The 19,673-nt window shown below is 50.9% G+C and carries 21 protein-coding genes, 3 tRNA genes and 1 riboswitch; of the genes, 1 reads left to right on the top strand and 23 read right to left on the bottom strand.

Features of this window, described 5'->3' with window-relative positions:
* Positions 1-168: 168 nt before the first annotated feature.
* The 12 genes from ACTNCH_RS12635 to ACTNCH_RS12580 all read right to left on the bottom strand — a co-directional run bounded on the left by ACTNCH_RS12635 (position 169) and on the right by ACTNCH_RS12580 (position 11,371).
* Positions 169-744 carry a CvpA family protein gene (locus tag ACTNCH_RS12635; protein ID WP_441019512.1) on the bottom strand — a complete coding sequence of 192 codons (576 nt, stop codon included), beginning with the start codon at positions 742-744 and terminating at the stop codon, positions 169-171.
* Positions 745-759: 15 nt separating this feature from the next.
* Positions 760-1,983 carry a DUF5711 family protein gene (locus ACTNCH_RS12630; protein WP_441019511.1) on the bottom strand — a complete coding sequence of 408 codons (1,224 nt, stop codon included), beginning with the start codon at positions 1,981-1,983 and terminating at the stop codon, positions 760-762.
* Positions 1,984-2,037: 54 nt separating this feature from the next.
* A complete protein-coding gene (locus ACTNCH_RS12625; RefSeq protein WP_441019510.1) occupies positions 2,038-3,252 on the bottom strand; it encodes a LysM peptidoglycan-binding domain-containing protein in 1,215 nt (404 codons plus the stop codon).
* A gap of 162 nt (positions 3,253-3,414) precedes the next feature.
* Positions 3,415-4,356 carry a transketolase family protein gene (locus ACTNCH_RS12620; RefSeq protein WP_441019509.1) on the bottom strand — a complete coding sequence of 314 codons (942 nt, stop codon included), beginning with the start codon at positions 4,354-4,356 and terminating at the stop codon, positions 3,415-3,417.
* Complete coding sequence (locus tag ACTNCH_RS12615; RefSeq protein WP_441019508.1) at positions 4,344-5,180, bottom strand: transketolase; 837 nt, start codon at positions 5,178-5,180, stop codon at positions 4,344-4,346. The genes ACTNCH_RS12620 and ACTNCH_RS12615 overlap by 13 nt, the downstream gene beginning before the upstream one ends.
* A 125-nt stretch (positions 5,181-5,305) precedes the next feature.
* Positions 5,306-5,902 (bottom strand): recombination mediator RecR, encoded by a 597-nt coding sequence (recR, locus tag ACTNCH_RS12610; protein WP_441019507.1) that lies wholly within the window; start codon positions 5,900-5,902, stop codon positions 5,306-5,308.
* A complete protein-coding gene (locus ACTNCH_RS12605; protein WP_441019506.1) occupies positions 5,902-6,252 on the bottom strand; it encodes a YbaB/EbfC family nucleoid-associated protein in 351 nt (116 codons plus the stop codon). Before ACTNCH_RS12605 ends, recR begins: the two co-directional genes overlap by 1 nt.
* Positions 6,253-6,265: 13 nt before the next feature.
* A complete protein-coding gene (dnaX, locus tag ACTNCH_RS12600; RefSeq protein ID WP_441019505.1) occupies positions 6,266-7,864 on the bottom strand; it encodes a DNA polymerase III subunit gamma/tau in 1,599 nt (532 codons plus the stop codon).
* 20 nt (positions 7,865-7,884) lie between these two features.
* Positions 7,885-8,958, bottom strand: coding sequence for a 6-phosphofructokinase (locus ACTNCH_RS12595; RefSeq protein ID WP_441019504.1), 1,074 nt, complete (start codon positions 8,956-8,958; stop codon positions 7,885-7,887).
* Between the two features lie 116 nt (positions 8,959-9,074).
* On the bottom strand, positions 9,075-9,530 hold the full coding sequence (locus ACTNCH_RS12590) for a hypothetical protein (protein WP_441019503.1): 456 nt from the start codon (positions 9,528-9,530) through the stop codon (positions 9,075-9,077).
* 157 nt (positions 9,531-9,687) lie between these two features.
* Positions 9,688-10,842, bottom strand: coding sequence for a hypothetical protein (locus tag ACTNCH_RS12585; protein WP_441019502.1), 1,155 nt, complete (start codon positions 10,840-10,842; stop codon positions 9,688-9,690).
* Positions 10,832-11,371 (bottom strand): RNA polymerase sigma factor, encoded by a 540-nt coding sequence (locus ACTNCH_RS12580; RefSeq protein ID WP_441019501.1) that lies wholly within the window; start codon positions 11,369-11,371, stop codon positions 10,832-10,834. Before ACTNCH_RS12580 ends, ACTNCH_RS12585 begins: the two co-directional genes overlap by 11 nt.
* Positions 11,372-11,576: 205 nt before the next feature.
* On the opposite strand from ACTNCH_RS12580, the gene ACTNCH_RS12575 reads away from it, so the two are divergent.
* Positions 11,577-11,665: transfer RNA gene (locus ACTNCH_RS12575), tRNA-Ser, on the top strand.
* Positions 11,666-11,781: 116 nt separating this feature from the next.
* On the opposite strand, the gene folK is transcribed toward ACTNCH_RS12575, so the two are convergent.
* The 11 genes from folK to ACTNCH_RS12520 all read right to left on the bottom strand — a co-directional run bounded on the left by folK (position 11,782) and on the right by ACTNCH_RS12520 (position 19,661).
* Positions 11,782-12,594, bottom strand: a complete 813-nt coding sequence (gene folK, locus ACTNCH_RS12570; RefSeq protein ID WP_441019500.1) for a 2-amino-4-hydroxy-6-hydroxymethyldihydropteridine diphosphokinase — start codon at positions 12,592-12,594, stop codon at positions 11,782-11,784.
* Positions 12,595-13,410 (bottom strand): dihydropteroate synthase, encoded by an 816-nt coding sequence (gene folP / locus ACTNCH_RS12565; RefSeq protein WP_441019499.1) that lies wholly within the window; start codon positions 13,408-13,410, stop codon positions 12,595-12,597.
* 18 nt (positions 13,411-13,428) lie between these two features.
* On the bottom strand, positions 13,429-13,905 hold the full coding sequence (locus ACTNCH_RS12560; RefSeq protein ID WP_441019498.1) for an HD domain-containing protein: 477 nt from the start codon (positions 13,903-13,905) through the stop codon (positions 13,429-13,431).
* Positions 13,906-13,913: 8 nt separating this feature from the next.
* Entirely contained in the window at positions 13,914-14,471 is a 558-nt protein-coding gene (gene folE, locus ACTNCH_RS12555) for a GTP cyclohydrolase I FolE (protein ID WP_178040147.1), read from the bottom strand.
* A gap of 86 nt (positions 14,472-14,557) precedes the next feature.
* A riboswitch (THF riboswitch) is annotated at positions 14,558-14,654 on the bottom strand.
* A 216-nt stretch (positions 14,655-14,870) separates the two neighbouring features.
* Positions 14,871-14,941: transfer RNA gene (locus ACTNCH_RS12550), tRNA-Gly, on the bottom strand.
* 75 nt (positions 14,942-15,016) lie between these two features.
* Positions 15,017-15,089: transfer RNA gene (locus ACTNCH_RS12545), tRNA-Phe, on the bottom strand.
* 119 nt (positions 15,090-15,208) lie between these two features.
* On the bottom strand, positions 15,209-16,474 hold the full coding sequence (locus tag ACTNCH_RS12540; RefSeq protein WP_441019497.1) for a cell wall hydrolase: 1,266 nt from the start codon (positions 16,472-16,474) through the stop codon (positions 15,209-15,211).
* A gap of 12 nt (positions 16,475-16,486) precedes the next feature.
* Positions 16,487-16,984 (bottom strand): tRNA (cytidine(34)-2'-O)-methyltransferase, encoded by a 498-nt coding sequence (locus ACTNCH_RS12535; RefSeq protein WP_441019496.1) that lies wholly within the window; start codon positions 16,982-16,984, stop codon positions 16,487-16,489.
* Entirely contained in the window at positions 16,985-18,163 is a 1,179-nt protein-coding gene (locus tag ACTNCH_RS12530) for an aminotransferase class I/II-fold pyridoxal phosphate-dependent enzyme (RefSeq protein WP_441019495.1), read from the bottom strand.
* On the bottom strand, positions 18,160-18,642 hold the full coding sequence (locus ACTNCH_RS12525; protein ID WP_441019494.1) for an Lrp/AsnC family transcriptional regulator: 483 nt from the start codon (positions 18,640-18,642) through the stop codon (positions 18,160-18,162). The genes ACTNCH_RS12530 and ACTNCH_RS12525 overlap by 4 nt, the downstream gene beginning before the upstream one ends.
* Before the next feature lie 32 nt (positions 18,643-18,674).
* Positions 18,675-19,661, bottom strand: coding sequence for an AIR synthase family protein (locus ACTNCH_RS12520; protein ID WP_441019493.1), 987 nt, complete (start codon positions 19,659-19,661; stop codon positions 18,675-18,677).
* Between the last annotated feature and the right edge of the window lie 12 nt (positions 19,662-19,673).

Genomic DNA, 19,673 nt, shown 5'->3' with positions numbered 1-19,673 from the left:
TTCTTTGCTTCGCTTTGAAGTGAACCGCTGTCCCTCGCGACAGCTTCTATACTTTATCACGGGTGCAAGAGAATGTCAACACCTTTTTTCAAAATTTTTAAAACTTTTTCTACACTAGGCACAATTTCTCCGTCCCAGGCTCTAAAATCCTTGATTTTAAGCCATTTTTCAGAGATTCACCCACTGTAAGAGCAGATTGTTATGATACAGCCAGGACAGAATACCACTCTGGGCCGTCATTTTCAAAAGCTGAGCTCCGCTCCGGGTGGATGCGCATACCGTAATGACTATAAAGAATATCCAGAGCAGCACGACGCCTTCGCATAAGCCCAGCAACAGCCCCGCCGTCTTGTTGAGTCCATGCAGGATAGGAAGGTGGGATACGATACCCAGAGAGAATACAATTCCCCGAATCAGGACGCCCGCCAAAGTCATTGCAATCAGGAACGCCGCCCACCGTAGAATCTCATCTGCCAGATAACCGCTGACAGCATTTTCCATGCCCAGGACACGTAAGGTGTCCAGAAGTTCCAGATCACTTCCTTCTATCCGATTCTGAAGGAACTGATACACTCCCGTACTCTCTTTTAAAAATGTGTGCAGATAGGGCGATACCAGCGATGTAACGATTAGCGTCAGAATCAGGCTTAAAACCCCGACAATCTTCCGGATAAAACCCTTATGATGTCCGTCCCATGCAGATAACACCAAAAACAGCGCCACGGCAGGCAGTAGCCAGTTCATATCATTTCTCCTTTGTTATTGCAAGCGAATGGTTTCCGTTCTGTCCGAAAATACCAGAACAAACTTATTGCGTCCGCTTGCTTTATACAGATCTGCGATCACACTGTCAAAGGTACCCTTATACTCCAGAATACCTTTTTCACTATAAATCTCACACTCATTTTCATTGTAAAGAATCAGGTGTTTTCCGGACAGCTTTACCTGGCGGTATTCCAGATCGGTCTTTTTTGTCAATATCTCTCTGCCCGAAGCGTCGTAAAGACAGATCCGGTATCTTCCCTCTTCCTCTTCTTTTTCTTCTGTCTCATCATCGCCCAGGGTTACGATTCCGATGCGGCCGTCGCCCCAGAAGACACTCTCTATCTCAGAGTTCACAGACACCACATTCTTTTCCTCCGGAATCTCCGCTCCTTCATAATAGATAATGCTCTGATCTGAAACCGCCGCGCAGACTGCTTTCCCAATATATTTAATCCGGGGAATGATGGTATCGCTATATACCTTAGAAGAAACGATTTTGTCCACAAAATTGCTTCCCACGGAACCGAAGTTATAAAAAACCACACAGCTGTCTGCCGCGCCCTCCTGCACCTGCAGATAGGATACTGCCAGCTTGCTGCCGTCCGGTGAAATACCGATGGAAATGGGCTGTCCGGTTTCGTCCAGACTGCACCGGGACTCTGCCAGCTTATTTCCCTCCTTATCATAGAGATAAATCCAGGAAACGTTACTGTCGTTCAACAGAATGGCCGTCACGCCCTGGGCAGAAACACTGATCTGCTGAATCGGAAGCAGCGTACTGATTTCCGTCACTGCGCCCTGGGCGTCAAAAACATATACCGCATTGCCCTGTCGATCTGCCACAGCCACCGCGCTTTGACAGATATCCACCATGGGATTCTGCATATTGTAGGTCTGGCTCCACACTGCTTCATTACCGGAGCCAAGACAGGAAATACCGTCTTTACTGTATTTCAGAAGCTTCCCATTGTATTCTGTATACATGGTGTTGACGGTACTGCTGTGTTCTGCAGTAGCTACCGTTTCATAGGAAGTATAGGTTTTATTCTGAGACCAGAGATTGAACGCCAGACAACCGCAGGCAATCACAACCGCACAGATGAGGTACCTTGCGCCCACACCCGCTCTGTGCCGAAACAATTTCTTTTTATAATCTTTCATACTGCTGTCCTGTTCCTGGTAGGGCGGCGTATCATAAAGCTTTGTAATCTTTGCCATGGGATCTTATCCTTCGCATTGTTGTTCTTTTTATGCTATGATAGCACAGATCCCCTAGGGAAGCAAAAGTTTTTGACCCTCCAGAATCCGGTCGCTGTCTTCGATTCCATTCAGGCTGCAGATAGCGTCTATCTCATCATCCCGACCGTATATCCGACGACTGATTTTCAGAAGGGTGTCGCCCTTGCGGACCGTATAGCTGTCCGGAACAGATGCCTCCTCATTGGAATCATCCGGAGCGGAATCCGATGCCTCCTCGGATACATCGGTCGGCGTCCCGGACTGCGCCGGTACGTCTGCGCTGGCGGCCGGCTCTCCTGCTGCGGTACTTTCCTGAGCTGCGGCACTCTCCTCACCCGCTGTATCTTCCCCGTCTTCCTTTCCGTCATCTGCCGTATCTTCGGCCTGCCCCAGATCTGCATAGGCGTCTGCCAGTTCCGAATCCTGCTGCTCCAGCGAATTTGACAGCTCCCGAAGAGCCGTCTCCATTCCTTCCATTTTCTCATAATTATTAATAAGCGTAATCCCGATAACCAGCACCACCATCACCAGAAAAGTACTGGCCATATACAGAAAGGTCAGTACCCTCTTCTGCCCATTCTGTTCTTTTTTCTCCTGAATGATCGTACGGAAGCTCTGAATAGCCCGGTCTTCAAAATGTTCCTTCTCATCAATACTTTCGCCGTTCCCGGTTTCAATCATATAGCGCTGCATGGCCTCATTTTGCTGATAAAAAATCGCATAGCCGCTCTGCCGCAGCATTTTCCCATTTTCATAAACGAAAAAATCCGCTTCTCCATCCGCGGAATCCGATACCATCAGAAGCTTGTCCGCGCCACCGAAGTAATCTCTATGTACCTTTAAAAGTTCCTGGGAAAGCTCCATGGGATAACCGGGCAGGGACAGATACCAGCCCAGGATGTCCAGATCCGCAAAATATTCCTTCATAGTTCCATAGATTTCTGCCCAGACCTCATCTGTAAAAGGAATTCCCTGTTCTGTATACTCCAGATCCTTCAGTCCCACTGCGCCCTTTATAAAAAGATAGGAAATCCCTCCGGCCCGTTCCGTATCGCCCAGCAGAATTGCCAGCTTACTGTTCAGCGTTTCTTCCCCCGCCAGCCGTTTCAGGTAGGTTATCACGTAATCCTCAATATATATTTTTCGTTTTTCCTCCGGCTCGCCTATTTGTTTTACATTTTTGGGAAGTTCCGGTTTCCATTCTGTCCCTTTCTCTTCTGAGTTTTCTCTGTATACAAATTCAATCATATGCTCACCTCATTAGCCATATCCCTGCTCATTTTCTGCATGGTAACATGGACGGGCTGTGAGATATGGCAAATGCTGTCGAGGGAATTGAAAATTATTTCGACAAAAAGGCAGGCCCCAATAGGGAACCTGCCTTTTCTATCTGTTTTAAATTTTCTATTCTTATTTCAGCCAGTCTTTGATCTGCTCATATACACCAGCGCCATCCAGCTTGTACTTTTCAAGCAGCTTTACTGCCGGGCCGGACTCGCCAAATACGTCGTATACGCCAATCTTCTTCACCGGAGTCGGAAGCTTCTCGCTTAAAACGTCGCAAACAGCGCTGCCAAGGCCGCCAATCACGGAATGCTCTTCTGCAGTTACGACCTTACCGGTCTTCTTTGCGGACTTCAGGATGATCTCCTCGTCCAGCGGCTTGATAGTATGGATATTGATAACCTCTGCGGAAATACCCTCTGCCGCCAGCTTCTCAGCTGCTTCCAGAGCGCTGTTCACACACAGACCTGTCGCCACGATAGTCAGATCGGTACCCTCTCTTAACAGGATGCCCTTACCAAGCTCAAACTTATAGTTTGCCTCGTCATTAAATACCGGAACAGCCAGTCTGCCAAAGCGCAGATAGACCGGTCCTTCATACTCTGCCGCTGCCTTGACAGCTGCTCTCGCCTCTACATCATCTGCCGGATTTACAACAACCATGCCCGGGATTGTGCGCATCAGGGCGATATCCTCATTACACTGATGGGTAGCTCCATCCTCACCTACAGAAATTCCTGCATGGGAAGCAGCAATCTTTACATTCAGATGGGGATATCCCACAGAGTTACGAACCTGCTCAAATGCACGACCTGCCGCAAACATAGCGAAGGTACTACAGAACGGAATCTTACCTGTGGTAGCCAGGCCTGCTGCGATACTTACCATGTTGCCCTCTGCGATACCACAGTCGAAGAAACGATCCGGATATGCTTTCTTAAATACACCCGTCTTAGTCGCGCCGGCAAGGTCTGCATCCAGTACCAGAATGTTCGGATTCTCAGCGCCAAGCTCCTTAAGCGCGTTACCATAGCTCTCTCTTGTTGCGATCTTCTTTACTTCTGACATAATGCTTCACCTACCTTCTCCAAATCTGCCATTGCGATTGCATACTGCTCATCGTTCGGAGCAGCGCCATGCCAGCCCGCATTGTTTTCCATAAAGGAAACATTCTTACCCTTTACTGTCTTCATAATGATAGCGGTGGGCTGACCCTTGATGGTCTTTGCCTCGTTCAGGGCCATGCGAATCTCATCAAAATTATGACCGTCAATGTTGATTACATGGAAGTTGAACGCTTTAAATTTATCGTCGATGGGATACGGGGAGTTTACCTCGCCGATGGGTCCGTCAATCTGAAGGTTGTTATTATCTACGATGACGCACAGGTTGTCCAGATGCTTCGCGCCTGCGAACATAGATGCCTCCCAAACCTGACCCTCCTGGATCTCGCCGTCACCCAGCAGTGTGTATACACGATAGCTGTCGCCGGAAATTTTTGCAGAAAGAGCCATACCTACCGCTGCGGAGATACCCTGTCCCAGGGAACCGCTGGACATATCAATACCCGGTGTATGCTGCATACAGGGATGTCCCTGAAGATGTGATCCAATATGTCTTAAAGTAACCAGATCCTCCTTCGGGAAAAATCCTCTCTCAGCCAGTACAGAGTACAGACCCGGAGCTGTGTGTCCTTTGGAAAGTACGAAACGGTCTCTGTCTGCTTTCTTCGGATCCTTCGGATCGATATTCATCTCTTCGAAATACAGATATGTAAACATATCTGCTGCTGACAGAGATCCGCCCGGATGTCCGGACTTTGCGCTATGAACGGCAGTAACGATACTCTTACGGACTTCATTCGCCGTCTTCTGGAGTTCTAAATTCGTCATGTTTGTCCCACCTTTATTATATTTTTGAAAATTATTTTTGCTTCTTCTAGTATACAGACACTTCCCGTTCTGGTCAAGCCGTTCTTCATGAATTCCTGTCTGTTTTTGTCTGAAATTCTGTCTTTCTACAGCTCTACCCGCCCCTCCAGCGCCCGGAGCAGCGTCACCTCGTCGATATATTCCAGATCGCCGCCCACCGGTACGCCGCTGGCAATCCGGCTGACCTTAATTCCGGTCGGTTTGATCAGCTTACTGATATACATAGCCGTCGTCTCCCCCTCCAGGCTGGAGTTGGTTGCGATGATGACCTCGTCCACGTCCCCCTGAAGTCTGGTCATCAGCTCCTTCAGCTTAATGTCCGCGGGACCGATACCGAGCATCGGGGAAATGGCTCCGTGAAGCACATGATAGACGCCGTCGTATTTCCCGGTTTTCTCATAAGCGGCCAGATCCCGGGTATTCTCCACCACCATAATCACCTTGTGGTTTCGCTTGGGATTGGCGCAGATGGGGCACAGCTCCTGATCCGTCATGGTAAAGCATTCCTTACAATAGCGGACATTTTTCTTTGCGCTTATAATGGAATCTGACAGTGCCTGTACCTTCTCCAGAGGCATGTTCACGATATGAAAAGCCAGCCGCTGGGCTGTCTTGCCGCCGATGCCGGGCAGACTTGAAAGCTGCTCGATTAATTTACTGATTTGGCTGCTGTAATAATCCATTAGAACGGAAAGCCTCCGCCGAGACCGCCGGTCAGACCGGACATCATGGACGCGGAATCCTGCTCCTGCTGCCGGAGCACCTGATTTACCGCAATCTGAATCATCTCCTCCAGAGTCTCCACATCCTCCGGATCGATGGCGTCCGGATCGATAGTTACTTTGGTAATCTCCTTCTTACCGGACATGGTCACCTCAACGGCTCCGCCTCCTGCTGCCGCTGTGTACTCCTTCTCCTCCAGCGCCTTCTGATTTTCCTCCATCTGGCGCTGCATCTTCTGTGCCTGCTTCATCAGGTTGTTCATATTGCCGGGCATGCCCATGCCTCCCGGAAATCCACCTCTTTTTGCCATTTTTTACTCCTCCTTATTCGTCTTCAAATTCAATTTCTGTATGAATGACCTGTTCGATGTCAATCGCTCCCACCTCACTGTGGGGGTCATTTTCCATACAGGCTACCAGAATCTCCATGTCCTTTCCGGTATCCTGCAGGATTACATGTTTTATCTCCTGAAGGTGTCTGGTCTCCTTCAGAAATGCCTCGCCGGTAGGCGTCGCCGCTATAATGCCAAGCTTTCCGTCGCCAACGGCCTTCAGCTGCGCGCCCTTCAGATAGGTACGCAGCAGCGGATGCAGGCGGTTCAGCACATTGTGCCAGTTCTTCACCACATTCTGGACGTCCTCGGGCAAAGATTTCGGTGCCGGTGCCTCCGGCGCGGGCTTCTTCGGCTCTGCGGCCGCGTCCCGGGGAGCTTCGCCGTTCTGCCAGCCGCCTCCATAGGAAACGGCTCCGTTTTTCAGCTCTTCCATTTTTGCCTCGAATTCCTGCTCCAGCACGCGGATGCGATCCAGAAGCACATCTGTGTTCGTCTCCATGGCCGGACGGCACAGCTTGATGAAGGCCACCTCCACCTGAACCCGCTTCTGGGACGCATAGCGGATCTGTCCGCCCAGCTCCGAGAAAATACGGATATAGCGCATCAGGGTGTCATCCTCGATCTGCAGAGCCTCCTCTTTCAGGCGGGCCAGGTTCTCGGTGGACACATCCAGAATATCTTCCATATTATCATTGCTTTTCAGAAGCAGCAGATTCCTGAGATACCAGGTAAAGTCGGTCACAAACTGTCCCAGCTCCCGGCCCTGGATCACCAGCTCCTCAATCTCCGCCATGACGCCGGGCAAATTCCGTTCCAGCGTCATTCGCAAAAGCTTGCTGTAAACTTCGGTATCCACCGCTCCCAATACATCCAGCACATGATCATAGGTCAGCTTCTGGTTTAGATAAAAAGCAATGCACTGATCCAGAAGGCTTAAGGCGTCTCGCATAGAGCCGTCTGCGGCCTTGGCGATGTAGCGCAGGGCCTTCTCCTCGGTCTCCACGCCCTCTTTTTCCGTCAGCTCCTGCAGTCTGGCGGTAATGGTGTCCGCCGTAATCCGCCGGAAATCATACCGCTGGCACCGGGACAGAATCGTCACCGGAATCTTGTGGGCCTCTGTGGTCGCTAGAATAAAGATGACATAGGAAGGCGGCTCCTCCAGGGTTTTTAAGAGCGCATTGAAGGCCCCGATGGAGAGCATATGCACCTCGTCAATGATGTAGACCTTGTATTTTCCCTCTGTGGGCGAATAAGCCACCTCGTCCCGGATCTCACGAATGTTGTCCACGCCGTTGTTGGAGGCTGCGTCGATTTCTATCACATTCATGGAAGTGCCTGCCGCTATAGAGCGGCAGGCCGCGCACGTTCCGCAGGGATTGCCATCCACCGGGTGTTCACAGTTCACCGCCCGGGCAAAGATTTTCGCAACCGTTGTTTTTCCGGTACCGCGGGTACCACAAAACAGGTAGGCATGTCCGATTCTGTCTGCTTTAATCTGATTTTTTAATGTAGTTACAATGTGATCCTGTCCCCGGACATCTCCAAACTCTGTAGGCCGGAACTTCCGGTAGAGGGCCATATACGACATATATGATATCCCTTTCCTGATTAATCTCCGAAGCTGATGCCAATCATCTTTGCTTCTGATATGATAGAAGAATTCGGGTCTACAAACTTCAGCTTACCCGCAGACTCCTCCAGCGGAATCCGCTGGCACTCTCCATTTACAATACCAATCATGCATCCGTATACCTCGTCTACGATGGCCTGTGCAGCCGCCGCGCCCAGTCTGGTGGACAGGACCCGGTCGTAGGGGCAGGGACTTCCGCCCCGCTGGGTATGTCCCGGAACCGTGACGCGGACCTCGGTGCCCAGACGCTTGGTCAGCTGATCCGCGATCTCATAGGACACGGTCGGATACTTGTAGGTCTCCATGAATTTCTTCAAATCCTTCTTGCTCATTTCGGCGCGCTCCTTGGGAATCGCGCCCTCTGCCACCGCCAGAATGGTGAAGCCCTTCTTCTGCTTATTGCGGGCCTCTATGGCCTGGCAGATACTGTCGATGCTGTAGGGGATCTCCGGAATCAGAATGATATCCGCTCCTCCGGCGATACCTGCGTGCAGGGTCAGCTGTCCTACCTTGTGTCCCATAACCTCCACGATGAATACACGGCCGTGGGAGGCTGCCGTAGTATGGATACAGTCGATGCAATCCGTAGCGATATCCACTGCGCTCTGGAAACCAAAGGTCATATCCGTGCCCCAGATATCGTTATCAATGGTCTTCGGCATATGGATAATATTCAGACCCTCCTCCCTAAGAAGGTTGGCAGTCTTCTGGGTTCCGTTTCCACCCAGAATCACCAGGCAGTCCAGACGCAGCTTATGGTAGGTATGCTTCATGGCCTCTACCTTGTCCAGTCCGTTTTCATCCGGCACCCGCATCATTTTGAAGGGCTGGCGGGAGCTTCCCAGGATAGTTCCGCCCTTGGTCAGAATTCCCGAAAAATCTCTCGGGGTCAGCATCCGGTAATTTCCGTAAATCAGACCCTTATAGCCTTCCTCAAAGCCGTAAAGCTCTACCTCATCCAGTGCGTTGCATACACCCTTTACGATTCCGCGCATTGTAGCATTCAGCGCCTGACAATCTCCGCCGCTGGTCAGCATTCCGATTCTTTTCATATTGCACGCCTCCATGATTATATTTTCTATTCCAGTTCACCATGGCAACTGCCTGGCGATAGTTATCTTTAGTGTAGCATAAGTTCGGAATTCTCACAAGGAGGAAGTGAGCTGTGCTATGGTTTTAAAAGTGCCTGCCGCACACCCAGGGTTCCGCCATGTTTCAGGACATAGGCTTCATATTCCTGCGCCTCTTCTTTCCGGCGACTCCTGTAGAATTCATAGGGAACATACCGGATTCCCTCGTCAGCCAGACGGAGCAGCTTCTCGCTGTCGCAGTCCTGATAAAGAATCGCCCGGAAAGCATTGACATTCCGGTAGCTTTGGACTCCCTCTGCTATGAATGTAAGCAGAGCGGAAAGGGCAATGAGCAGATACATAATCCAGGTTTTATCAAAAAACCGGCCATTTACCCGGTAAGTAAAGAAAAGCAGTGTCTCCCGATGAGGAAACGGTGCGCCCAGAAAGCGACTCACCAGAATCATCAGCACGGCAATCAGACCGAGATAAAGGAGTATGGCTTGTTTTTTCAGTCGTTTCAGATTTTTATAATAAGCAGTTAATTCTTTCATCCTGTTCACCTCCGGATTCATTATACAGCATTTCCGGAAAGAAAGCGTGTTTTTCATGTGAAAACGGGTTCAAACCCAGCGTTGCCGGCTTGTACCCGTTTTTTTACTGTTAGAACTCAGTGTATACGATATGGTTTCTTACAACTTTTAAAGAACGCTATCTGGGAACATATCTCAGACAGGTAATCGTTCCGTCCGGATTCAGCGTATAGGTCTCCACCCAGGCATCGTCCATGGCGGCCGTATGTTTTTCCATGATGACACTCATTCCGGCGCCGTCCGGGAAATATTCTTTCATAATTGCAGCAGCCGTATCCGCGTCAGCCAATGTTTCTCCGGATTCCTCAAAGATAAATTCCTCTGCGGTAACGGTTTTTCTGGAGTCTTCCACCGGTTTGGCTTTTTCATTTATATTTTCCGTCGTAAGGCTATTGAGCCACCGGTCGCCCTCCGATAATATCCAAAGATATCCTCCGTTCGATTCTGAATCATTGATGTCGGTGATAATTCCGGAAGCTTTTACAGAATCTGCTTTTGCAGTGTTTACCGGCAAGTCAAACAGGGCATTTACCCCTTGATAGGTCTCGCTCCTGAGTATTTCACCGGTATCCGTATCATAGATGTATGCCTGATTATTATACATATCGCCATCGGACACTCCCACATAGATGCCGCAGTCCGCAAAGTATTCCACATTGTCAATCTCCACCAGCCGGTACTGGATCCCGTCTGAGACAAAGCAGGTAACGCCGCCGCTTAAGGTATAGGCATTATATTTTTCCGGGTTGAGGCCATGAATATAGGGGGATACAAAAAATTGTGTGCGCTCGAAGTCGTCGCTCTGCACATCCGGCATAGGCTTTCCGTCTGCGTAGGCGATAGCTACCGCAATATAGGTCCTGTCTCCATCCACATTGCCCTGATCATCCTTGGATAAATGTTCGGAGATTTCGTTGCCGGAGACCACACCCAGAAGTGTGATATCATAATCACTGCAGTGCTGTGTCTCATATTCTGAAAGCCAATTGCTCTGCTCAAAATGCGAAGCCAGCTGCTCGTCCGCATTGGCCATTGCCACGTCCCTGGCAGAGAGATAGCGCCAGGCAGCAAAGACAATAACAGATGAGGCTATGAGAAGTGCTGCCACAGCCACTGCTGCCGGAAGGTGCCTCCGATTTTTTATCGTTCTTCTTAGAACAGTTTTATGAGTTACAGATGAACTTCTTATCTTTCTCTTCATTTTCAAATCGTCCTCCTTAATTTCAGGAATAAGGGCCTGCTTTAAAAGCTGCTCCAGTCTCTCATCGTTCATAACCGAGTGCCTCCAATCTGGCTTTTAATAAATTTTTCGCCTTTCTGAGCCTTGTTTTTACCGTCCCCTCCGGAATGTGCAGAATTTCTGCTATTTCAGAGATCCGCATATCGGCAGAATAAAACAGGTAAACGGGCAGCTTATATTTCTCAGGCAAAGCGGCAACAACACCTCGTACCGTCTCCAGTTCATTTTGCTGCAAAAGCTCCTGCTCCGGGGAAATGACACTGGCCTGAGCCAGACACTGCCAGCCGGTATCTTCCAGCGCCTCCACACTTTCCATAGGAAGTATGCGGTTTCTGGCGGCGTATTTTCTTCTGCTGTTTTTCCAGAGAAACAAGGCTGTGGATAAGGCATAACTTTTCGTGTGCGGGCCAAGCAGTAATGTCTGCTTTTTTTCAGTCAGCTTCAGCATGGTATCCTGATACAGATCGTCTCCTGCCTCGCTTCCGCCGGCAGTCATCCGGCAAAAGCGCAGAATATCACAGCCATATGTAAGGATAAACTGCTCGATTTCATGATCATTCATAAATGGTTATCCTTTTACCTTTCTTCTTTAAGTCGACTTATAAGAATTTTATCTTACACTTATAGAATGTAGTGAAGCACCAAAATGGTTTTCTTTTATATAAATCAGATCTTCTGTACCATAACACAGGCAGGCGATTTTGAAATCCCGCTCTTGAAATGCACCGGAAAATATATTATACTATTAGTCACTGGTTCTCAGCAATGGAGGAGTACCCAAGTGGCTGAAGGGTCTGGCTTCGAACACCAGTAGGTCGGTAGCACCGGCGCGAGGGTTCAAATCCCTCCTCCTCCGTTTCTTTATAGCAAAAAGCAAGACAGGACGTATCCTGAATTTCCATGATACAGTCCTGTCTTGCTTTTTATTGTTTTTCCGTAATCCCGTCTATGTGAAAACCGCCGCCGCTTTTCTTATTTTAATCTATCCAGCAGCTCCTGCACCGTCTGGTTGTATACCGGATGCCGCACCCAGGGCGCGATCTGTGCCAACGGAATCAGCACGAAATCCCGCTTGTGCATCTCGATATGGGGAATATGAAGCTCCTCGTCATCGAGAATCAGGTCGTCGTACAATAGAATATCCAGATCCAGCGTCCGGGGACCCCAGTGGATCACGCGGACCCGGTTGGCCTCCTGCTCCAGCTCGTGGAGACGATCAAGGAGCTCATGGGGCGGCAGGATAGTCCGGATCTTCATGACGCTATTCAGGAATTCGTCCTGCTCCGTGTAGCCATAGGGCTCGGTGGCCAGATAATCGGCCACTGTCTCTACGATACAGCCTTTCGTGAGCTGCAGTCCAAGCACGCTCATGTCCAGATAAGCTTTTTTGTCGCCCATATTGGAACCCATGGCGATGTAGGCGGTATGCCAGCCCCGCTCAATGGAGACAGACACAGTCTCCAGAGGCAGTCCCACCGGAGCCCAGGGCTTTTTAATCTCCAGCTCCACCTTTTCCAGATGGGGAATCTGCAGAAGCATGGCTTCCGCCAGCTGCTCCACCACCGTTTCCAGCAGCTTCCAGGTGTGCTCCTGAACAAATTTTGTGATAAACTGGCTGACCTCACCGTAATGAATGGAGGCAGTCAAATCGTCCGTCTTCCCCGCCTTCCGGGTGGAGGTGTAAAGGGTTGCGGAAATGACAAATTTCTGTCCCAGCTTATTTTCCTCCGGGAATACGCCGTGATTGGCAAATATTTCGAGATTTTTGATCTGTATTTTATCCATTTAGTTCTCTCCTGCTTTCAGAATCGCCTCGGTCATCCGGATGGTGCGCTGATTTTCTTTAATGTCGTGAACCCGGACAAAGGCGTACTTTTTCATCACAGCCATCACGGTCGTCACCAGGGTTCCCTCTACTCTCTGATCCGCCGGCAGATCCAGAGTCAGACCGATCACGGATTTACGCGATGTGCCAAGCAGCATGGGGTATCCCAGCTCATGGAACCGCTCCATATGTAAAATGGTCTCCAGATTCTGCTCGTAATTTTTTCCAAAGCCTACGCCCGGGTCAAGGATAATCTTATCGTCAGCGATACCTGCTTCCTTCGCAAGCTTTACGCACTCCGCGGTTTCCCGGAGCATATCCGGGTAGAAATCCTGATACTCTGTGTTGTTCTTATTGTGCATCAGACAGCAGGCCACTCCGGTGCGGGCAATGAGTCCGGCCATCTCCGGATCGTATTTGAGCCCCCAGATATCATTGACCAGATCGGCTCCCGCTTCAATGGCTGCCGCCGCCACCTTCGCCTTGTAGGAATCAATGGATACGGGTACGTCAAAACGGGCTTTCACTGCCTCGATGACCGGGGCTACCCGCTCGATTTCCTCCTCTTCGGTAATCTGTTGGTGGCCGGGACGGGTAGACTCGCCGCCGATATCCAGAATGGCGGTGCCCTCGCGGATCATCTCCTCCGCATGAGCCAGAGCCGCGTCCATATGGTTCCATTTTCCGCCGTCGGAAAAGGAATCCGGGGTTACATTCAGGATTCCCATGATATAGGTTTTATTTTTTACATCAAATTCTTTGGTTCCGATTCTCATACCTTTTCCCCTTATATCTTATACTTTAATTTCCAGATTTTTCTTCTCCTCCGGCCAGTTGCAGTCTGTCTGGGCCGGACACAGAAAGCAGCTCCGCGACAGCTTATCCGCCCGGTAAAACAATCCCGGCAGATCCCTCGCGTCGCTTTGGGTACGGTGACTTCCGATGAGCTTCAGCACTTCGGCGCTCTCGCCTTCCGAGAAACCACAGTCCTGCAATATGGGCTTTGCCAGCCTCACGCCTGCCTCGTCGTGGGGCGTCCCATTTTCATATTGAAGGTATCTGCCCATATCGTGCAGAAGTCCGGCCGCATAGATGATTTCCTTATCGGCTTCTACCCCCTGTTCCAGGGCAAGCAGGTAGGTCAGGCGGGCTACACTGAGAAAATGCTCCGGCGTATGGCGGCAAAATTCCCGCTCTGCCTCGTAGGCCGTCAGCTTCCCCAAAGCCTCCTGATAGGCCGGGTGGTTCCAGATCCGGTTTACGCGCTCCATGCCGCCCATTACTGGCGCACCATGCTCAGGAAGCGGTTCTGCAGCTCAAAATTGTTCTCAAAGCAGCCGGTGGTCACCATGGTGACGGTCTTGCTGCCGGGCTTTTTGATGCCGCGCATGGTCATACACATGTGCTCAGCCTCCAACATGACGATAACGCCCTGGGGATCCAGGCTTTCCTCCAGCGCGTCCGCGATCTGGGACGTGAGCTTTTCCTGAATCTGAGGTCTTCTGGCAAATACATCTACGGTACGGGCCAGCTTGCTTAAGCCTACTACCTTACCGTTCGGTATATACCCGATATGCGCTTTTCCGTAAAAGGGGAGTAAATGATGTTCGCACACGGAATAGAAGGTGATATCCTTCTCTACTACGATGTCGTTCCGCTCGACTGTGAATTGTTTTTTCAGATGCACCGACGCATCCTCGTACAGGCCGCCGTAGATCTCAGCGCACATACGCGCAATCCGATCCGGCGTCTCCAATAAGCCTTCTCTTGTTACGTCCTCGCCGATTCCCTCCAGCATAAGCTGGACTCCGGCCTTGATTTTCTCATAATCCATCATAAAAACAGCACCTCCAGGCTGTGACAGAACATATGACGAAAATATCCCTTCACAATATGAGACGCTGTTTATGAATCTTATATTGCTGCAACGGGTGCGGTCTCCATACCGTAAGACGAACTTTTCGTTTCGGCGGCAACTCCCCATCCGCTGAACACTTGACGCATGAAAACCTATTTTGCATATTATTCTATTGTTAAAATTTGTTATCAAGGGGATTATAGCATATACAGAGACTTCTGTATATAGATTTTTGTTTATATTTTGGATGAAAAAAAAGCGGGTGATGGGGTGCTAGGTGCCAGTGGCACCTGTTTAGCACCGACCGGAGCGGAGCGGAGAACGAACCGAAGGTTCGATTCACATCACCTTCTCTACTTAAATTTGAGCATAAAAATAAGCGGGTGATGGGAATCGAACCCACGTATCCAGCTTGGAAGGCTGGTGTTCTACCATTGAACTACACCCGCAGACGCTATGAGAATATTTACATGGAAACACCATGATCACTAGGCTCGAGAATACCTCGCCAAGTGCTCAATACATGCCCAGAACCGGAATCGAACCAGTGACACGAGGATTTTCAGTCCTCTGCTCTACCAACTGAGCTATCTGGGCCTCTTGCTTTCACACATTTTATTTTCATGTGTCGCAACAGTGATATTCTACTCTATCAAAATAATTTTGTCAAGCAATTTTTTATAACTTGTGGACAGGAATTTATAGTATCTTCCTTATCAGGAAGCATAATTCCAGGTATAGGAGAAAATATGGGCGCCGATGACCAATCCGCTTAAGGACGGATAATTCGCATACGTCCGGAAAAACGTCCGGTTTCCCACATTGGACTCCCCGGCGATGGCCCGGTTAGCCGCGTTGTAGCAGGATTCGGTGACAGATCCCGCCCCATCGGTGAGCATCAGATCGAAACGCCCGGAGGTAACCGGCGAAAACTGACCGGAAGCCCGGATCACACTCATAATATCCCCCTGGGCAAAACGGGGATCCCGGATCCGGTTCATCACCACCGCGCCTACCGCCAGCTGGCCTTCCGCCCCCTGGTTGCCTGCCTCACAGTAAATCAGCGTAGCCAGAGCCTTTATCTCGTCCTCGCTGGCGCTGTACGCGCCGTACTGCACGTACTCCAGCTCCGTAGTCCGCACTCCGGTCACATCGCCCAGAGATCCGACTATTTCCGCTGCCTTGGCCGCCTCAATCTGGGCCTCGATTTTCTTTTTCTCCGCGATCAGCTGCTTCAGCACCTCCTGCTGATTCGCCAGGGTATTGCTCTTGCCGTCGATATCCGCCTGGGCTGCCGCTATGTCATTTACATGCTTACTGATTTTCCCGGAGGTACTGCTGGCCAGAGCCGATACCTCCTTCTGCTTCTTCTCCACAGAAGCCTGCATCTCGTCCAGCGCCTCTTTTTCCGCCTCCAGCTTCTCTTCCTGCTCCTGGATCTCCGCCTTGTGGGCCGCATAAGCCTCCAGCATATCCCGGTCATACTCGGAAATCCGCTCCGCGTAATCGGCGCGGTTCAGCGCGCTGGCAAAATCACCGGATTCCAGCAGAATTTCGATAAAAGAGCTCCTGGGATTCTCATACATATACTGAATCCGGGCCTTCATATCTGCGTACTGCTTCTCTTCGGTATTCTTCGCTTTCTCCAGATCCTCCTGGGTCTTCGCAATCTCCTCCTGCTTACTGGCAATCTGCTTATTCAGCTCGGAAATCTGGCTTTCCAGACCGGAATACTGCTTATTCAGATCCTTCAGGTAATCCTCCATCTGGGATTTGGCCTCCTGGAGCCGATCCTTCTTATCCTTTGTGGCGTCGATCTCGTTCTGGGTCTTGTCGATCTCGTTCTGCGTCTTATCGATCTCGTTCTGAATGTTATCCACGTCGCTCTGATCCGGAACGGCATAGGACGTAAACCCAAGCGTCAGCGCCAGGGCCACTCCTCCAAACCGATATGCCATTTTCAGAAGACGTGTATGCTTCATCTGTAAAATCCTCTATCTCCAGTCGTATTTCGTCAGGTATCCTTCCAGGCGCATACCCGGAAAATCGTTCTGGCGCAGCGCCTCGTAGAGCACAATCGCCACAGAATTGGACAGGTTCAGGGAACGGGTGTCTCCCAGCATGGGAATCCGGATAGCGCGCTCCTGATTTTCCAGAAGAAGTTCCTCCGGAATTCCGGCGCTTTCCTTGCCGAACATGATATAGCAGTCCGGTTCAAACGTTGCCTCCGTATAAACCTTCTGTCCCTTGGTGGTTGCCATATAAGGTCTTGCACCGGGGTTCCGGCGCAGGAAGTCCTCATAGTTTACATAAGTTGTCACATCCAGCTGCGGCCAGTAGTCCATACCGGCCCGCTTCAGATCTTTTTCGCTCAGGCGGAAGCCCAGGGGCTCAATCAGGTGCAGACGGGTGCCCGTCGCTACGCAGGTTCTTCCGATGTTGCCTGTATTGGCCGGTATCTCCGGCTCCAGAAGTACGATGTTCAGTGCCATTTATTTCGCTCCCTTTTCCGCCCGCAGCTTCTCCACAAAACGGGCTAGACGGCTGGTTGCCTCCTTCAGATCCTCCAGGGAATACGCGTAGGAAATACGTAAAAATCCCTCTCCGCAGGCTCCGAAGGCAGTTCCCGGAACCACGGCCACCTTCTCTTCCATCAGGAAGCGGGTCGCAAATTCCTCCGAGGTCATGCCAAATTCCTTAATGCTGGGGAAGATATAGAACGCGCCGTAGGGCTCAAAGCAGGACAGTCCCATTTCCCGCAGGGTATGTACTAGGAAACGGCGTCTCTGATCGTAGGACTCCCGCATCATCGCCACGTCTTCGTCGCCGTTCTTCAGGGCTTCCACCGCCGCATACTGGCTGTTGGTGGGCGCGCACATGATGGCGTACTGATGAAGCTTGGTCATCTGGCTGATAATCTCTGCCGGACCGCAGGCATATCCCAGTCGCCAGCCGGTCATGGCATAGGCCTTGGAAAATCCGTTAATCAGAATGGTTCTCTCCCGCATTCCCGGAATGCTGGCAATGGATACATGGTCGCCCGCATAGCTTAACTCGGAATAAATCTCATCGGACATCACATAGATATCTTTTTCTATAATGACTTCCGCAATCTCCTCCAGATCCTTCTGGGTCATGATGGCGCCGGTAGGATTGTTCGGGAAAGGCAGAACCAGAATCTTGGTTTTATCTGTAATGGCGTCGCGAAGCTCCCGGGCCGTCAGACGGAATTCATTTTCCTCCTTCAGGTTGATGATCACCGGTACGCCGTCCGCCAGCACACAGCAGGGCTCGTAGGACACGTAGCTGGGCTGGGGAATCAGGACCTCGTCCCCGGGATTCAGCATGGCGCGGAAGGCCATATCAATTCCTTCGCTGCCGCCTACGGTAATCAGCACCTCCCGGAGCGGATCATAGCTTACATGGATGCGGCGTTCCAGATACCGCACAATCTCCTCCCGCAGCTCCTTCAGGCCTGCGTTGGAGGTATAAAAGGTACGTCCCTTTTCCAGGGTATAGATTCCCTCGTCCCGGATATGCCAGGGCGTATCAAAATCCGGCTCGCCCACGCCCAGGGAAATAGCGTCTGGCATCTCGTTTACCACATCGAAGAATTTACGGATGCCGGACCAGGGAATCGAAACTGCTTTGTCTGATAATGGGTTTCTCACGGTGTCACCAGCATCCTTTCGTCTTTTTTCTCATGTACCATAATAGAACCATGATCCTTGTATTTTTTCAATATGAAATGTGTGGCAGTGCTGAGAACGGAATCCAGCGGTGACAGCTTATCGGATACAAACTGCGCCACGTCCCGCATGGTCTTACCCTCAATCATGACCATAAAGTCGAAGCCGCCGGAAATCAGATATACGCTGTCCACCTCTGCGTAATTGTAGATACGCTCTGCCACCTTATCGAAGCCGAAGCCCCGCTGGGGCGTAACCTTCACCTCGACCAGGGCTGTCAGCTTCTCCTCGCTGGTCTTATCCCAGTCAATCAGGGTATGATAACCGCAGATAATTCCTTCTTTTTCCATATCCGCGATTTCATTGGCGACCGCCGCCTCCTCTACTCCCAGCATAACTGCCAGATCCGCCAAATCCACGCGGCTGTTTTTCTCAATGAATGTCAAAATCTTTTCTCTCATTGCTTTCGCCCTCCCATCAGGTTTTTTATAATTTACTCGTATATCTTATATAACTCGTCGGTCTTGGGACGCTCCAGAAAGCTCTCGTCCTCGCCGTTCCGGATCCGTCTGGCCTTCCCCTCCGTGGCATTGCCGATAACTGCCGCCGGAATACCTGCCGCCTCCAGCTCCCGCACCAGATCGTGTCCCCGGTCTGCCGCCATCAGCATACAGCCGCTGGAAATCAGGTAATAGGGGTTCAGTTCAAAGCACTCGCAGATTTCCACCGTCTCCTGACGGATAGGAATCGCCTTCAGATCAATCTCCAGGCCGATGCCAGAAGCCTCCGCCACCTCCCAGAGCGCACCGTAGATTCCGCCCTCGGTCACGTCATGCATGGCGCTGACACCATGCTTCACCGCGACTCTGGAATCCTCTACCACAGAAATATACTGGTCAAAGCTCTTCGCTGTCTCCACAAAGGAAGCCGGGAAACGTTTCCGGAGCTCCTCCTCCTTTTCCTTGGCAATGATGGAGGTTCCCTCTACGCCAATCCACTTGGTTACCAGGATATCCTGGCCGGGCTTCGCCCCCGCAGTGGAAATCAGCTTTCCCTCCTGCACCTTACCCACGCCTGTGACGCTGATAATGGGCTGATTGACCGCCCGGGTAACCTCTGTGTGACCGCCCATAACCTGAATCCGGAAACGGGCGCAGGCTTCCTCCACCTGTCCCATCATTTCCCTGATATCCGCTTCTTCAATCTCCTCCGGCAGAAGCACCGTGAGCATTACACCCACCGGCTCCGCGCCGCTGCTGGCCAGATCATTTGCGGTAATCTGAATCGCCAGGGTTCCGATATCCTTCACCGTACCGGTGATGGGGTCGGTGGAAATCACGAATACCTCACCGGGCGCCAGCTTCATGGCCGCGCAGTCCTCGCCCACTCCGGCTCCCAGAAGCACCTCGTCCCGCTTCGTATGTATCTGCTTGAAAATACTTCTCTTTAAAATCGTCTCTGAAACTTTTCCGACCTTCATCGCTGTCCGCTC

Source organism: Candidatus Merdisoma sp. HCP28S3_D10 (genome assembly GCF_052065835.1).
In the GTDB taxonomy this organism is placed as follows: Bacteria; Bacillota; Clostridia; order Lachnospirales; family Lachnospiraceae; genus Laedolimicola.
This window is presented reverse-complemented; position numbering and strand designations above follow the sequence as displayed.

Bases quoted from the DNA above. Each gene is read 5' to 3' on its own strand.
- ACTNCH_RS12635 (WP_441019512.1), bottom strand. From the start codon at position 744: ATGAACTGGCTACTGCCTGCCGTGGCGCTGTTTTTGGTGTTATCTGCA.
- ACTNCH_RS12630 (WP_441019511.1), bottom strand. From the start codon at position 1,983: ATGGCAAAGATTACAAAGCTTTATGATACGCCGCCCTACCAGGAACAG.
- ACTNCH_RS12625 (WP_441019510.1), bottom strand. From the start codon at position 3,252: ATGATTGAATTTGTATACAGAGAAAACTCAGAAGAGAAAGGGACAGAA.
- ACTNCH_RS12620 (WP_441019509.1), bottom strand. From the start codon at position 4,356: ATGTCAGAAGTAAAGAAGATCGCAACAAGAGAGAGCTATGGTAACGCG.
- ACTNCH_RS12615 (WP_441019508.1), bottom strand. From the start codon at position 5,180: ATGACGAATTTAGAACTCCAGAAGACGGCGAATGAAGTCCGTAAGAGT.
- recR (WP_441019507.1), bottom strand. From the start codon at position 5,902: ATGGATTATTACAGCAGCCAAATCAGTAAATTAATCGAGCAGCTTTCA.
- ACTNCH_RS12605 (WP_441019506.1), bottom strand. From the start codon at position 6,252: ATGGCAAAAAGAGGTGGATTTCCGGGAGGCATGGGCATGCCCGGCAAT.
- dnaX (WP_441019505.1), bottom strand. From the start codon at position 7,864: ATGTCGTATATGGCCCTCTACCGGAAGTTCCGGCCTACAGAGTTTGGA.
- ACTNCH_RS12595 (WP_441019504.1), bottom strand. From the start codon at position 8,958: ATGAAAAGAATCGGAATGCTGACCAGCGGCGGAGATTGTCAGGCGCTG.
- ACTNCH_RS12590 (WP_441019503.1), bottom strand. From the start codon at position 9,530: ATGAAAGAATTAACTGCTTATTATAAAAATCTGAAACGACTGAAAAAA.
- ACTNCH_RS12585 (WP_441019502.1), bottom strand. From the start codon at position 10,842: ATGAACGATGAGAGACTGGAGCAGCTTTTAAAGCAGGCCCTTATTCCT.
- ACTNCH_RS12580 (WP_441019501.1), bottom strand. From the start codon at position 11,371: ATGAATGATCATGAAATCGAGCAGTTTATCCTTACATATGGCTGTGAT.
- folK (WP_441019500.1), bottom strand. From the start codon at position 12,594: ATGGATAAAATACAGATCAAAAATCTCGAAATATTTGCCAATCACGGC.
- folP (WP_441019499.1), bottom strand. From the start codon at position 13,410: ATGAGAATCGGAACCAAAGAATTTGATGTAAAAAATAAAACCTATATC.
- ACTNCH_RS12560 (WP_441019498.1), bottom strand. From the start codon at position 13,905: ATGGAGCGCGTAAACCGGATCTGGAACCACCCGGCCTATCAGGAGGCT.
- folE (WP_178040147.1), bottom strand. From the start codon at position 14,471: ATGATGGATTATGAGAAAATCAAGGCCGGAGTCCAGCTTATGCTGGAG.
- ACTNCH_RS12540 (WP_441019497.1), bottom strand. From the start codon at position 16,474: ATGAAGCATACACGTCTTCTGAAAATGGCATATCGGTTTGGAGGAGTG.
- ACTNCH_RS12535 (WP_441019496.1), bottom strand. From the start codon at position 16,984: ATGGCACTGAACATCGTACTTCTGGAGCCGGAGATACCGGCCAATACA.
- ACTNCH_RS12525 (WP_441019494.1), bottom strand. From the start codon at position 18,642: ATGAGAGAAAAGATTTTGACATTCATTGAGAAAAACAGCCGCGTGGAT.
- ACTNCH_RS12520 (WP_441019493.1), bottom strand. From the start codon at position 19,661: ATGAAGGTCGGAAAAGTTTCAGAGACGATTTTAAAGAGAAGTATTTTC.